At 54.0% G+C, this 14,196-nt stretch carries 16 protein-coding genes and 1 pseudogene; 5 read left to right on the forward strand and 12 right to left on the reverse strand.

Annotated features, from left to right (window positions below; translation table 11 throughout):
* Positions 1-4: 4 nt before the first annotated feature.
* The 3 genes and pseudogenes from dxs to ACLJRS_RS12990 all read left to right on the forward strand — a co-directional run.
* Positions 5-1,867: a 1-deoxy-D-xylulose-5-phosphate synthase gene (gene dxs / locus ACLJRS_RS12980; RefSeq protein WP_000006785.1), complete on the forward strand. Its 1,863-nt coding sequence runs from the start codon at positions 5-7 to the stop codon at positions 1,865-1,867.
* A gap of 56 nt (positions 1,868-1,923) precedes the next feature.
* A complete protein-coding gene (locus ACLJRS_RS12985; protein ID WP_001199874.1) occupies positions 1,924-2,898 on the forward strand; it encodes an aldo/keto reductase in 975 nt (324 codons plus the stop codon).
* 7 nt (positions 2,899-2,905) lie between these two features.
* Positions 2,906-2,997: pseudogene (locus ACLJRS_RS12990) on the forward strand (hypothetical protein); the annotation flags it as partial.
* A 4-nt stretch (positions 2,998-3,001) separates the two neighbouring features.
* Here the strand turns inward: ACLJRS_RS12990 and pgpA are convergent.
* The 6 genes from pgpA to nrdR all read right to left on the reverse strand — a co-directional run bounded on the left by pgpA (position 3,002) and on the right by nrdR (position 7,109).
* Positions 3,002-3,517 (reverse strand): phosphatidylglycerophosphatase A, encoded by a 516-nt coding sequence (pgpA, locus tag ACLJRS_RS12995; RefSeq protein ID WP_000154063.1) that lies wholly within the window; start codon positions 3,515-3,517, stop codon positions 3,002-3,004.
* A complete protein-coding gene (gene thiL / locus ACLJRS_RS13000) occupies positions 3,495-4,475 on the reverse strand; it encodes a thiamine-phosphate kinase (RefSeq protein ID WP_000742082.1) in 981 nt (326 codons plus the stop codon). The genes pgpA and thiL overlap by 23 nt, the downstream gene beginning before the upstream one ends.
* 78 nt (positions 4,476-4,553) lie before the next feature.
* Positions 4,554-4,973 carry a transcription antitermination factor NusB gene (gene nusB, locus ACLJRS_RS13005; protein ID WP_000801129.1) on the reverse strand — a complete coding sequence of 140 codons (420 nt, stop codon included), beginning with the start codon at positions 4,971-4,973 and terminating at the stop codon, positions 4,554-4,556.
* A gap of 20 nt (positions 4,974-4,993) precedes the next feature.
* Entirely contained in the window at positions 4,994-5,464 is a 471-nt protein-coding gene (gene ribE, locus ACLJRS_RS13010; RefSeq protein WP_001021372.1) for a 6,7-dimethyl-8-ribityllumazine synthase, read from the reverse strand.
* Between the two features lie 88 nt (positions 5,465-5,552).
* Positions 5,553-6,656, reverse strand: coding sequence for a bifunctional diaminohydroxyphosphoribosylaminopyrimidine deaminase/5-amino-6-(5-phosphoribosylamino)uracil reductase RibD (gene ribD / locus ACLJRS_RS13015; protein ID WP_410957825.1), 1,104 nt, complete (start codon positions 6,654-6,656; stop codon positions 5,553-5,555).
* 3 nt (positions 6,657-6,659) lie between these two features.
* Positions 6,660-7,109: a transcriptional regulator NrdR gene (gene nrdR, locus ACLJRS_RS13020; protein ID WP_000543533.1), complete on the reverse strand. Its 450-nt coding sequence runs from the start codon at positions 7,107-7,109 to the stop codon at positions 6,660-6,662.
* Positions 7,110-7,260: 151 nt separating this feature from the next.
* Between nrdR and ACLJRS_RS13025 the strand changes: the two genes are divergently transcribed.
* Together ACLJRS_RS13025 and ACLJRS_RS13030 are read left to right on the forward strand one after the other, a co-directional pair.
* Positions 7,261-7,800 (forward strand): DUF3251 domain-containing protein, encoded by a 540-nt coding sequence (locus ACLJRS_RS13025; protein ID WP_410957826.1) that lies wholly within the window; start codon positions 7,261-7,263, stop codon positions 7,798-7,800.
* Positions 7,801-8,099: 299 nt separating this feature from the next.
* Positions 8,100-8,963 carry a nucleoside-specific channel-forming protein Tsx gene (locus ACLJRS_RS13030; RefSeq protein ID WP_000752021.1) on the forward strand — a complete coding sequence of 288 codons (864 nt, stop codon included), beginning with the start codon at positions 8,100-8,102 and terminating at the stop codon, positions 8,961-8,963.
* A gap of 83 nt (positions 8,964-9,046) precedes the next feature.
* On the opposite strand, the gene ACLJRS_RS13035 is transcribed toward ACLJRS_RS13030, so the two are convergent.
* The 6 genes from ACLJRS_RS13035 to secD form a co-directional block, all read right to left on the reverse strand.
* Entirely contained in the window at positions 9,047-9,154 is a 108-nt protein-coding gene (locus ACLJRS_RS13035; protein ID WP_000176312.1) for a type I toxin-antitoxin system toxin Ldr family protein, read from the reverse strand.
* Positions 9,155-9,592: 438 nt separating this feature from the next.
* Entirely contained in the window at positions 9,593-9,940 is a 348-nt protein-coding gene (yajD, locus tag ACLJRS_RS13040) for an HNH nuclease YajD (protein ID WP_000974818.1), read from the reverse strand.
* 169 nt (positions 9,941-10,109) lie between these two features.
* Complete coding sequence (locus ACLJRS_RS13045) at positions 10,110-10,802, reverse strand: helix-turn-helix transcriptional regulator (protein WP_000198318.1); 693 nt, start codon at positions 10,800-10,802, stop codon at positions 10,110-10,112.
* A 25-nt stretch (positions 10,803-10,827) separates the two neighbouring features.
* Positions 10,828-11,193, reverse strand: coding sequence for a VOC family protein (locus ACLJRS_RS13050; protein ID WP_000793037.1), 366 nt, complete (start codon positions 11,191-11,193; stop codon positions 10,828-10,830).
* Between the two features lie 148 nt (positions 11,194-11,341).
* Positions 11,342-12,313 carry a protein translocase subunit SecF gene (gene secF / locus ACLJRS_RS13055; RefSeq protein ID WP_000046629.1) on the reverse strand — a complete coding sequence of 324 codons (972 nt, stop codon included), beginning with the start codon at positions 12,311-12,313 and terminating at the stop codon, positions 11,342-11,344.
* Positions 12,314-12,323: 10 nt separating this feature from the next.
* Entirely contained in the window at positions 12,324-14,171 is a 1,848-nt protein-coding gene (gene secD / locus ACLJRS_RS13060) for a protein translocase subunit SecD (RefSeq protein ID WP_000934808.1), read from the reverse strand.
* Between the last annotated feature and the right edge of the window lie 25 nt (positions 14,172-14,196).

Consider the following 14,196-nt stretch of genomic DNA (forward strand, 5'->3'; position numbering starts at 1 on the left):
TGCGATGAGTTTTGATATAGCCAAATACCCTACCCTGGCATTGGTCGACTCCACCCAGGAGTTACGACTGTTACCGAAAGAGAGTCTGCCGAAACTCTGCGACGAGCTACGCCGCTACTTACTCGACAGCGTAAGCCGTTCCAGCGGGCACTTCGCTTCCGGGCTGGGCACGGTAGAACTTACCGTGGCGCTGCATTATGTCTACAACACCCCGTTTGACCAGCTAATCTGGGATGTTGGACACCAGGCTTATCCACATAAAATCCTTACCGGTCGTCGCGACAAAATCGGCACCATTCGCCAGAAAGGCGGTCTGCATCCGTTCCCGTGGCGCGGAGAAAGTGAATACGATGTGCTGAGCGTTGGGCATTCCTCCACCTCCATCAGCGCCGGTATCGGTATTGCCGTGGCGGCGGAGAAAGAAGGCAAAGATCGCCGCACCGTCTGTGTGATTGGCGACGGCGCCATCACCGCCGGTATGGCGTTTGAAGCAATGAATCACGCAGGCGATATCCGGCCCGACATGCTGGTCATTCTGAACGACAATGAAATGTCAATTTCGGAAAACGTCGGCGCGCTCAACAACCATCTGGCGCAGCTACTTTCCGGTAAGCTTTACTCTTCTCTGCGCGAAGGCGGAAAAAAGGTCTTCTCCGGCGTACCGCCAATTAAAGAGCTGCTCAAGCGTACCGAAGAACATATTAAAGGCATGGTTGTGCCGGGAACACTGTTCGAAGAGCTGGGCTTTAACTACATCGGGCCGGTCGATGGTCACGATGTCATGGGGCTTATCAGCACATTGAAGAACATGCGCGACCTGAAAGGCCCGCAGTTCCTGCATATCATGACCAAGAAAGGCCGCGGCTATGAGCCCGCGGAAAAAGATCCGATCACTTTCCATGCGGTGCCTAAATTTGATCCTTCCAGCGGATGTTTGCCGAAAAGCAGCGGCGGTCTGCCCGGTTATTCAAAAATCTTCGGTGACTGGCTGTGTGAAACCGCCGCCAAAGACAGCAAGCTGATGGCGATCACCCCGGCAATGCGCGAAGGTTCCGGCATGGTGGAATTTTCACGTAAATTCCCGGATCGCTATTTTGACGTCGCCATCGCCGAGCAGCATGCCGTCACCTTCGCCGCAGGCCTGGCGATTGGCGGCTATAAGCCCGTCGTGGCGATCTACTCTACTTTCCTGCAACGCGCCTACGATCAGGTTATCCATGACGTCGCTATCCAGAAACTGCCGGTCATGTTCGCCATCGATCGCGCCGGTATCGTTGGCGCGGATGGACAAACACACCAGGGCGCGTTCGATCTCTCCTATCTGCGCTGCATCCCGGATATGGTGATCATGACGCCAAGCGACGAAAACGAATGTCGCCAGATGTTATTTACCGGGTATCACTATAACGACGGCCCGACGGCAGTACGTTATCCACGCGGTAATGCGCAGGGCGTGGCGCTAACCCCGCTGGAAAAACTGCCTATTGGTAAAGGCGTTGTGAAGCGTCATGGCGAAAAACTGGCGATTCTGAACTTTGGCACCTTAATGCCTGAGGCGGCGAAAGTCGCCGAAGCGCTGAACGCCACGCTGGTCGACATGCGCTTTGTTAAGCCGCTGGACGACACGTTAATTCTGGAGATGGCCGCGCAGCATGACGCGCTGGTGACGCTGGAAGAAAACGCCATTATGGGCGGCGCTGGCAGCGGCGTAAACGAAGTGCTAATGGCCCATCGTAAACCTGTACCTGTGCTGAATATCGGCCTTCCGGATTTCTTTATCCCGCAAGGAACGCAGGAAGAAGCCCGCGCGGAACTGGGTCTCGACGCCGCAGGCATTGAAGCCAAAATCAAGGCCTGGCTGGCATAATCCCCTCTTTGCTCCTGCTATGCTTGAAGAGTGACGGGTATAACAGGAGCGGAGTCATGCAATACAACACGTTAGGAAATACAGATCTTCGGGTGTCCCGCCTTTGTCTGGGCTGTATGACGTTCGGCGAGCCGAGTCGCGGCAATCACGCCTGGACGCTTCCCGAAGAGAGCAGCCGTCCCATCATCAAGCGCGCCCTTGAGGGCGGCATTAACTTTTTTGATACCGCCAACAGCTACTCCGACGGCAGCAGCGAAGAGATTGTCGGCCGCGCGCTGCGTGATTTCGCCCGGCGCGACGAGGTGGTGGTAGCGACGAAAGTCTTCCATCGCGTCGGCGATCTGCCGGAAGGATTGTCCCGCGCGCAAATCCTGCGCTCTATTGATGATAGCCTCACCCGTCTGGGAATGGAGTATGTCGATATCCTGCAAATCCACCGCTGGGATTACACCACGCCGATAGAAGAGACTCTGGAAGCGCTAAACGACGTGGTAAAGGCGGGTAAAGCCCGCTATATCGGCGCTTCCTCAATGCACGCCTCACAATTTGCCCAGGCGCTGGCGCTACAAAAACAACACGGCTGGGCGCCGTTTGTCACCATGCAGGATCACTATAACCTGATCTACCGCGAGGAAGAGCGTGAGATGCTACCGCTGTGCTGGCAGGAAGGCGTCGCCGTGATTCCGTGGAGCCCGCTGGCGCGCGGGCGCTTAACTCGCCCCTGGGGAGAAACCACGGCCCGGCTGGTCTCGGATGACGTGGGTAAAAATTTATACGATGAAAGCGATAAAAATGATGCGCAAATAGCGGAACGGCTGGCTGGCGTCAGCGAGGCGCTTGGCGCAACGCGAGCGCAGGTTGCGCTGGCCTGGCTACTCAGTAAACGAGGCGTCGCCGCGCCGATTATCGGCACTTCGCGTGAAGAGCAGTTAGATGAGTTGCTGAATGCCGTTGATTTAACGCTCAAACCGGAGCAGATTGCTGAACTCGAAACGCCGTACAAACAGCATCCGGTGGTGGGATTTAAATAATCCGCCATTGCCCGATGGCGCGGCGCTTATCGGGCCTGTGAAATCGACATATTGTTCGGGGATAGGCCGGATAAGGCGTTTACGCCGCCATCCGGCAAACCCTTTAAATAATACCGAGCGGCCAGTGATGACCGATAAAATACAGTATGCCGGCGGATATCACCCCGGCGACGATATCATCGATCATAATCCCCATGCCGCCGTGCACGTTGCGATCAAACCAACGGATCGGCCAGGGTTTCCACATATCCAGAATGCGGAAAATAACGAACCCGGCAGCCACCCACTGCCAGTCCGTCGTCGGCAACGCCATTAGCGTTATCCACATACCGATAAATTCATCCCAGACAATACTGCCGTGGTCGTGTACGCCCATATCTTTCGCCGTCTGATGGCAAAGATAAACGCCAATGCAGATCCCAAACATCACGACCAGCGAATAAAGCTGCCACGGCAGAAACGTCATCAAATACCAGAAGGGGATCGCCGCCAGCGAGCCCATCGTGCCCGGCACCACAGGGCTCAGCCCGCTGCCAAAGCCGGTAGCGAGCAGGTGCCACGGATTGCGCAAATTCAGGCGACTTTTCGCAACATCTTTATGGCGTGGCAAAATGGTCATATCCTTTCCAGTCAAAAGTGACAGGTTCTCCGTCACGCACAAAGGCGATCCCTTCGATATCCGCCGTCATTTGCCCGATACAGGTAAACGGCACGCCCAGATGACCAAGCGCGACATCCAGCGCGCCACGGTTCAGCTCCGGGACGGTAAAGCACAGTTCATAATCTTCGCCGCCGGATAACATCCAGCGAAGCTTTTGTTCGGGATCATTGGCATGTCCCCACAGTTCTTCGGAGTCAGGCAGCGCCTCCAAATCGATTCGCGCGCCGCAGTTGCTGGCTTGCAGAATGTGACCAAGATCGGAGATCAAACCGTCGGAAAGATCGATCGCTGAACTGGCGAGATCGCGTAGCGCCTGCCCTTGTAAAATACGCGGCGTCGGGCGCAGATGGCGTTTGACCAGATAGTCGGCATCTCCCCAGCTTCCCACGCGAAAATCACCCCGTAGAATCGCCAGCCCGGCAGCGCTATCGCCCAACGTGCCAGTAACATAAATCCAGTCGCCCGGTTTTGCGCCAGAACGTTTCAGCGCCCGACCGGCTGGCACAAGGCCATGAATACCGAGCGTCATCGACAGCGGGCCGCGCGTGGTATCGCCGCCAATGAGCTGCATGTCGTAGTAATCCAGTTGTTCAAACAGGCTGTCGCTGAACGCGGCAAGCCACGCCTCATCGACGTCAGGAAGCGTGAGCGCCAGCGTTAACCATGCCGGATCGGCGCCCATCGCCGCCAGATCGCTTAAATTCACCGCCAGCGCTTTATACGCCAGATCGGCAGGATCGATATCGGGTAAGAAATGGATGCCCGCCACCAGCGTATCGGTACTGATCGCCAGGGTCTGTTTTTCAGGAATATTCAGGAGCGCGCAATCGTCGCCAATACCGGTTTCAACATCAAGACGAGAGCTTTTTACACGGTCAAAATAACGGGCAATCAGGGAAAACTCGCCACATGCCATACGTTATGCCTCAGCAGAAAAAAAGAAAAGGCCGGAGACGGCGGGTATCGATCGCCCGCTATCTTTCCGGCCTGTGAATCACTTTTTGTTGGGACGAATCACCGGAGCTGCTTTATCCAGTACGCCGTTGACGAATTTGTGGCTGTCTTCAGCGCCAAAGGTTTTCGCCAGTTCAATCGCTTCGTTGATGGCCACTTTATAAGGCACATCGCTGCGTTTTGACAGCTCAAACAACGCAATACGCAGCACGGCTTTTTCAACCTGTCCCAGCTCTTCAAGCAGGCGGGACAGATACGGTTTCATTAAACCATCCAGGTACGCGCTGTTAGTCGCCACCCCGGATAGCAGTTCACGGAAATAGAGAACGTCGACGTCTTTTACGTCCTGTTCCGCCAGGAACTGGTATTCAACATCAGCGATGTCGTTCTGGGACAACTGCCAGGAGTAAAGCGCCTGGACGGCACACTCACGGGCGCGGCGACGAGCAGCAGGTTTCACGGAATTCCCCTTACAAAAAATCAGGCCTTAATGGCTTTCAATACATTAATCATTTCAAGCGCGGTCAGCGCAGCTTCTGCGCCTTTATTACCGGCTTTTGTACCAGCACGTTCGATGGCTTGTTCAATACTCTCGGTGGTCAGAACACCAAAGGCTACCGGCACGCCGCTGTCCTGGGCAACGCTTGCCAGGCCATTGCTGGCGCCGCCTGCCACATATTCAAAGTGCGCAGTCCCCCCGCGAATCACGGTTCCCAGCGCAACCACGGCGTCGTATTTACCGCTTTTCGCCAGCGCTTCGGTCGCCAGCGGCAGTTCATAGGCGCCAGGCACCCACACTACGGTAATATTATCATCTTTTACCTGACCAATACGCGTCAGGGCATCAACCGCGCCATCCAGCAGGCTGTCGTTGATAAACTGATTGAAACGCGCAATAGTGATGGCGACACGAGCGTCAGGGGCTGCAACGTTAGCTTTAATAATGTTCATATTCTCTCTTCCAGGGTTCATTTGGCCCCGCAGGGGGGCGGATTTTATCATAATAATTTGAGCGCTGCTCCCCTTTCGACGGGAGAACTCATGCGCTCACCATATGCAGGCAAACATCCGGGCCGACATGACGTATTTCGCTGAAGGTAAATTGCGGCGCGTCGGCGAGCTTCTCAAGCCCCGGCAATTCGCATAATCCCCGCGCCTGGGTTCCCAACAATTTAGGCGCGACATAGACAATCAGTTCATCCACCAGCCCGGCTTGCAGCAACGCGCCCGCCAGTCCCGGTCCGGCTTCAACCCATATGCTATTAATCTGCTGCCTGCCTAACTGCATCATCAGCACAACCAGATCCAAATGTCCGTTGTGCGCCGGCACGCTGATAGTACGAACCGAATCGGGCCACGCGCGGCTATCTTCCTGGGTACGCGCGATCCACGTTTCGCCAGGCTGCTGCACAATACGATGCGCAGGCGTTACCCGGTTTTGGCTGTCGATAACAATTCGCACCGGCTGGCGCAGATTTTCCTGCGGGTAAGACGCCTGCGTAGAGGCGTCTAACTCCGCCCAACGCACCGTCAAGGCCGGATCGTCAGCCAATACCGTCGCGCTACTGGTTAAGATAACGTGACTTTGCGCACGCAAGCGCTGAACGTCGCGCCGGGCCTGCGGCGAGGTGATCCACTGGCTTTCGCCGCTGGCCATCGCCGTCCGTCCATCCACGGAGGCGCCCAGTTTAAGCTGAAGATAAGGGAATCCGGTACGCATCCGCTTGAGGAAGCCTTTATTGAGCGCCTCCGCTTCACTCATCATTAACCCGTGGCTGACCGCAATACCCGCCTGTTGCAGACGATACAGTCCGCGCCCGGCGACCTGTGGGTTCGGGTCCTGCATCGCGGCGACCACGCGCGCGACGCCGGCCGCAATCAGCGCATCGCAACATGGCGGCGTTCGCCCATGATGGCTACAGGGTTCAAGCGTGACATAGGCGGTTGCGCCTTTGGCTTTTGCGCCCGCCATCCGCAGCGCATGGACCTCGGCGTGCGGCTCTCCGGCGCGATGGTGATAACCTTCGCCGACGATGTCGCCATTGTTAACAATGACACAGCCGACATTAGGGTTCGGGTGAGTGGTGAAACGTCCACGCTGCGCCAGTTTGAGCGCTCGCGCCATGTAAAACTCATCCTGCATGGCTTAGTCCTGTAGGCGAGCGATTTCTTCGCCAAAGTCTTTGATATCTTCGAAACTGCGATAGACGGAGGCAAAGCGAATATACGCGACTTTATCGAGTTTTTTCAGCTGCTCCATGACCAGGTTGCCAATCATCTTGCTGGGAACTTCACGCTCCCCAGTGGCACGTAATTGTGACTTAATATGGTTCAATGCCATTTCAACATCATCTGCGCTGACGGGTCTTTTTTCCAGCGCTCTCAACATGCCGCTACGCAGCTTATCCTCATTAAAGGGTTCGCGCACATCGTTGCTTTTTATCACGCGCGGCATGACCAGTTCAGCCACTTCAAAGGTCGTAAAGCGTTCATTACACACCAGGCACTGCCGACGGCGGCGCACGGACGAGCCCTCGCCTACAAGACGAGAGTCAATGACTTTGGTATCTACGGCGAAACAAAATGGGCAATGCATACGGCGTCCTGACCAGATGATTTAGGAAATGCTATTTTACCCTGAACTGGCGCGACAACAAAGGCGGAGCGCTTTTGAGATAAAGGATCGGTGCCTTTGTGCGTATAGCGCACTACCATTACGCTATCGAACCATGAAGGAAATGATCGACATGACAAGACGTTACCTAAGAATTCTCCTGGTGGGAAGTCTCTTGAGCCTGACCGCCTGCGCGCCGCAGAGCGAAGTTCGCCAGATGCATCAAAGCATTAGCACCCTGAATAAAGAGATGACCCAACTGAATCAGGAAACGGTAAAAATTACCCAACAAAATAAGCTGAATGCGGAGTCAACCCGCGGCGTCTATTTGTTGCCTGGCGCCAATACGCCTGCCCGGCTGGAGAGCCAGATCGGTACGCTACGTATGACATTGCTGGAAATTACGCCTGTCGCAGACGGCGCTCACGCAACGTTACACATTCAGGGCGAGTCCCGCGATCCGCTGCCGACATTCAGCGCTACCGTAGAGTACGGGCAACTTCAGGGCACTACGGAGAACTATCAGGAGGTGAATGCACAGAGCCTTCTGGTAAATGCCCCAGCCAGCTTGCTGGCGCCCAGTGATGTCAATATTTCGTTACCGTTGAAGGGGATCACTCCGGCGCAGTTAGGCTTCATTCGCATCCATGATATTCAGCCTGTTAATCAATAAACGTTCTGGCGGAGCGTTTTGTGCGTTCCGCAACATCCCCCGCGCGACTTTTGTTGCCCTACTGACATTCCCGTCATTTATGACATGGATTGGTAATATTCATGAAAGATAGTACTGTCGCCGCGTCTAAAATGCGCAAACGTGAACGCAATCGATTACGTAAATGATAGATATGTGAAACAAGACATATTTTTGTGAGCAATGATTTTTATAATAGGCTCCGCAGAAACACGAAATATTTAGAAACGCAAATTGCGTTCTTTTCACTCCCGCAAGGGATTTCAAACAGTGGCATACATATGAAAAAAACTTTACTCGCAGTCAGCGCAGCGCTGGCGCTCACCTCATCTTTTACTGCTAACGCAGCAGAAAATGATCAGCCCCAGTATTTGTCCGACTGGTGGCACCAGAGCGTAAACGTGGTAGGCAGCTACCATACCCGTTTCTCGCCGAAATTGAACAACGACGTCTATCTGGAATATGAAGCATTTGCCAAAAAAGACTGGTTTGATTTCTACGGCTATATCGATATTCCCAAAACCTTTGATTGGGGTAACGGCAACGATAAAGGTATCTGGTCCGACGGTTCTCCGCTGTTCATGGAAATCGAACCGCGTTTCTCAATTGATAAGCTGACCGGCGCAGACCTGAGCTTCGGCCCGTTTAAAGAGTGGTATTTCGCCAACAACTACATCTACGATATGGGCGATAACAAAGCCAGCCGCCAGAGCACGTGGTATATGGGTCTGGGGACCGATATCGACACCGGCCTGCCGATGGGCCTGTCGCTGAACGTGTATGCGAAATATCAGTGGCAAAACTACGGCGCGTCCAATGAAAACGAATGGGACGGCTACCGTTTCAAAGTGAAATACTTCGTCCCCATCACCGATCTGTGGGGCGGTAAACTGAGCTATATCGGCTTTACCAACTTTGACTGGGGATCTGATTTAGGCGACGATCCGAACCGTACCAGCAACTCCATCGCTTCCAGCCATATCCTGGCGCTGAACTACGATCACTGGCACTACTCGGTCGTTGCGCGTTACTTCCATAACGGCGGACAGTGGCAGAATGGCGCAAAACTGAACTGGGGCGACGGCGATTTCAGCGCGAAATCTACCGGCTGGGGCGGCTACCTGGTCGTGGGTTACAACTTCTAAACCTGCAAAAAAGGCCAGAGGTCGTCCTCTGGCCCGTTTCGGGCGCATGCTGCCATGCGGCGGCGAGTCGCGCCCACTTCACATTACTTCCGGCGATGCCACCAGCCTAAAAACAGACCTGTCGCAATCCCGACCAGCGTTGGTGCCGCCAGATCGTGCCAGATAGTAATGCTCAACTCTGTGAGCGTCATATTGCCGCCTTTGTTGCAATGGCAACGGTTCGCGGCTATCCTCAACTTGTCTGGAGTCAAGTTAGCCCCCGTAATGTTGCCGGTGAATACCGAACAATGTGCGGGGGTTTTCTCTTTCCAGCGACAAGGCTACCGGGGATCAAGCCCCCGCAACATTGCGCCTCACCGGGTTGCCCCGGCTTACCGCTGATTCTATTCTGCTCGCCAGTATCGGCAGGACTTAAAAACAAAAAAATCCCAACCTTGCGATCGGGATTCCAGTGACAATGTATGCGTTACAGGACGTTTGGGGGCTGACGACAAACTCCGGGGCTGAAAAAATGTCGGATTGCATCCGACCTACGAAAACCAATAATTCATTTATATTGCGGATTCCGTTGGGTGGAGCGAAGCGTAACCTAACATTCAACAGCACCAACAGCTTTGTCAGCAGTCTGCTTATTTCTTTTTGTTCATCATCGCTTTCAGATCGGCAAACGGGTTATAAGTCGCCTCGCCGACATCTTTTTGCGCATCTTCCCCAGCAATGACCGTCGAACCGTACTGATCGGCTTCGGTATATTTGGAATGCTCGTGATCGTGGCAGTAGAGGCACAATAGCTCCCAGTTGCTGCCGTCTTCCGGATTATTGGTGTGGTCATGATCGATATGATGCACCGTCAGCTCACGCAGATTTGAATACACAAACTCACGGGAACAACGTCCGCACACCCACGGAAACAGCTTCAGCGCTTTTTCACGATAGCCGCTTTCCAGGCGCGCGTAGTTTTTTGGGATGATAGCCATAATTAACAGGTACCTGAATAATACAAAGGGTTATGCGCAGTTTCCCGCGAAGCCGGGCTTTTAGCAATGATTCTGTGCAACTTATATATCCAGGTAAGCAAGGCTATTTCAGGCAAACTGATGACCAATCAACCCGTTTTACAAGCGTTAGAGGTATCGCTATCACATCTTACGGCATTTTTTCGTGCTCGACTTTTCGCAAAAAATCACGCAAAGAACGGTCGATTGTTTCACGAAATCGCCGGTTAAGCGGAGTAATTTGTAAACAGCGATCGAGGCGAAAACACCGATAGTCTTCCCGTCTCTCACACCAGGCAACCAGCAGCCAGTGCTCTCCCCAGAAAAACAATCCCAGCGGTTGTATATCCCGCGAAGAGAGATGCCCCGCTTCATCACGATAATGTAGCGCCAACACCTGCTGCGCCGAAACGGCCTGATGGATAAGATCAAACGCGCTGCGCGAATGTGGAGATGTACCCAAATCCGGAGCGTAAATCCGTGTCTGCTCCGCTTTACGACGGCTCTCTTCCGGTAAAATAGCCAACACTTTTTCCTGGGCGGATTCAAGCTCGCGCGATAGCGAATCGCCGCCCCAGGTTTTCAATAACCGTATAGCCACCATCAGTGCTTCCGATTCACGATGGGTAAGCATCAAGGGCGGCAGATCAAAACCCGCCATTAAACGGTATCCGCTCCCCGCTTCACCTTCGACAGGCACACCGGATAACGACAGATCGCGAATATCGCGATAAATCGTCCGTTCAGAAACCGCAAGCCGCTGTGCCAACAGCGCTGCCGTCGTCAGTCGTCTACCCCGCAAAATTTGCACGATCTGAAACAAACGGTCAGCGCGTCTGGTCATATTGACTCTCTACATTTAGCAAATATCACGCAGGTTGATGTAAACCTATTCGGTTACCTTCGCTGTCAATAAACAACGCGATGGTTCCAATGTCATCTCCGGGAACCATGGGTTCCAGAACACACTTGCCACCAGCAAGGACGACACGTTCAATCGAGGCTAACAAATCGGCGGTATGCAGATAAATAACGACTCCCTGCGCAACTGGAGCGACATCATCCTGCTTTATCAGCGCTCCGCCGGGTCCAGGTTCAACATACGGGAATACGGCCAGGTCCGCCCCATCCATGGTTTCCCGACGTAACGATATCTGCATCACTTGCTCATAAAAGGCGATTGCACGCGCCATATCAGTAACTGGAATTTCAAACCAGTTAATCAAGTTTTTCATACATCCTCCTGCGAGTGTGGGTAAATTCATGAGGAGTGTATGACAGGGCTCCTGACAGCATACTGTCAGTAATGTTTATCGTCATGGTACATAAATAAAAAAAATCCCGATCGTATGACCGGGATTCAGATAACACTTAAATACGCGTTTACGGCAGAATGGACGGCTGATCCGCCCCTTCTTTTTCGACTTTCTGCTGCAACATATGCTCGCGCTTCATACCGAGTTTCAGCGCCAGCGCCGATGCGACATAGATAGAAGATGCCGTACCAATAGAGACACCGATCAGCATCGTCAGCGAGAAGCCTTCCAGTACCGGACCGCCGAAGAGGTACAGCATCAAAATTACCACTAACGTCGTACCGGAGGTAATCAACGTACGGTGTAGCGTCTGGGTCAGCGACACGTTAAAGATTTCGTAAGGCGTCCCGCGACGGATTTTGCGGAAGTTTTCACGAATACGGTCGGAGACCACGATACTGTCGTTCAGCGAGTAACCGATCACCGACATCAACGATGCCACAATGGTCAGGTCAATCTCGATATGGAAAAGCGACAGTATCCCCAGCGTAATGATCACGTCGTGCGCCAGCGCGATGACCACCCCTGCCGCCAGTCGCCACTCAAAGCGGAAACCGACATAAACGAGGATAGAGATCAACGCCACCAGCAGCGCCATGGCGCCGGTTTGCGCCAGATCGGCGCCCACGCTTGGCCCCACGAATTCAATACGCTTCACGGCCGCGTTCTGGTTGGTGGCTTCATTAATGATCGTCACCACTTTGCTACCCAGTACCTGACCGCCGGTTTCACCTTCGGTTGGCGGCATACGCACCATAATGTCGTGACTGCTGCCAAAGTTCTGCAACTGCGGCTCTTCATAGCCCGCTTTTTGCAGCGCTTCGCGCATCACGTCCATTTCAGCCGGTTTTTCCAGCGTGATTTCAATTACCGTGCCACCGGTGAAATCCAGCCCCCAGTTAAACCCGCGTACGCCCATAATGACAATGGCCGCGATCAGCAACAGCCCGGAGATGCCGAATGCCCAGAAGTCCCAGCGCATAAAGTCATAGACTTTACGGCCGTGGTTTAGTTGTTCAACAGTGTATTCCTGTGCCACATCGCACTCCTCAGATTGACAGCTTAGTGACGCGCTTGCCGCCATATAGCAGGTTTACGATAGCACGCGTACCGATAATCGCGGTAAACATCGACGTCGCCACACCGATACCGGTCGTAATCGCGAACCCTTTAATTGCCCCGGTACCGACAGCATACAGAATGATGACTTTAATCAGCGTCGTGATGTTCGCATCGAAGATGGAACTGAACGCGCCGGCATAGCCTTCGTTTATCGCCTGCTGTACCGTGCGGCCATTACTCAACTCTTCTTTGATACGTTCGTTAATCAGAACGTTGGCGTCGACCGCCACCGCAAGGGTTAACACGATACCCGCAATCCCCGGCATACTGAGCGTTGCCCCCGGCAACAGCGACATGATACCGACAATCAACACCAGGTTAGCCACTAACGCGCTGGTCGCAATCAGACCAAACTTCTTATAGAAGAAGATCATGAACAGGATGGAGACCACCAGACCGGCCAGACAGGCTTCCAGGCCCTGCTTGATGTTCTGCATACCCAGAGTCGGGCCAATGGTGCGCTCTTCAACGATCTGAATCGGCGCAATCAGGGCGCCCGCACGCAGCAACAACGAGAGCTGACGCGCTTCGTTCGGGTTGCTGATACCGGTAATACGGAAGCTGTTACCCAGCCGGGACTGGATGTTGGCAATGTTAATCACTTCTTCCTGTTTCACCAGTACGGCGCGACCGTTAGCGTCTTTCTTACCGCTGTCTTTATACTCCACAAACAGGGTCGCCATCGGTTTGCCGATATTGTCCTTAGTGAAGTTAGACATGATATTGCCGCCTGCGCTATCCAGCGAGATGTTAACCTGCGGTTGGTTATATTCATCCTGGCTGGACGTCGAGTCGGTGATATGGTCGCCGGTGAGGATCACGCGTTTGTACAATACCACCGGCTGACCTTCGCGGGTCTGTTTCACTTCGGAATCACCCGGTACGCGCCCGGCAGCAGCGGCGGCCTGGTCAACGTTGGTATTCACCAGACGGAATTCCAGCGTCGCGGTCGCGCCGAGAATTTCTTTCGCGCGAGCGGTATCCTGGATACCCGGCAGCTCAACCACAATACGGTCTGCGCCCTGGCGTTGTACGACAGGCTCCGCGACGCCCAGTTGGTTAACACGGTTACGCAGAATATTAATGTTCTGCTGAACGGCGTATTCGCGCGCTTCGCTCAGGCGCGCATCGGTCATTACCGCGCGAAGTTGATTACCGCCCTGGCTGGAAATCACCAGGTCACGATGACGCGGCGTCAGATAGGCGATCGCCTCATCACGCGCTTTGCTGTCACGGAACGTGATGCTCAACCCATAATTATTTTCTTTACGAACGGTGGTATAAGGAATGCCTTTTTCACGCAGATCGCTGCGCAGGCTATCGATATTTTGTTCCTGGAGTTTACCTAACGCGGTATCCATATCCACTTCCATCAGGAAGTGAACGCCGCCGCGCAGATCAAGACCGAGCTTCATCGGATCGGCGTGAATAGCCGCCAACCAGCGCGGCGTAGCCGGCGCAAGGTTAAGCGCCACGACATATTTATCCCCCAGCACGCTCATCAGCGCTTCACGGGCGCGTAGCTGGGTATCGGTGGTGTCGAAGCGCGCAAGAATAGCGCCCTCTTCCAGTGCCACAGACTTAGCGGGAATTTTTTCTTCTTGTAACGTTTTCTGGACCTGGATCAGCGTTTGCTCACTGGCGGCGACGCCGCGCACGCCAGTGATTTGAACAGCCGGATCCTCACCATACAGGTTGGGAAGTGCGTAAAGCAGGCCGACGATAATCACGACGACCAGCATGATGTACTTCCACAAAGGATAACGGTTTAACACGGCAGTTCCCTTTGGGAAAACGAAA

Origin of the sequence: Salmonella sp. SAL00670 (assembly GCF_046552235.1) — a bacterium.
Lineage (GTDB): Bacteria > Pseudomonadota > Gammaproteobacteria > Enterobacterales > Enterobacteriaceae > Salmonella > Salmonella enterica.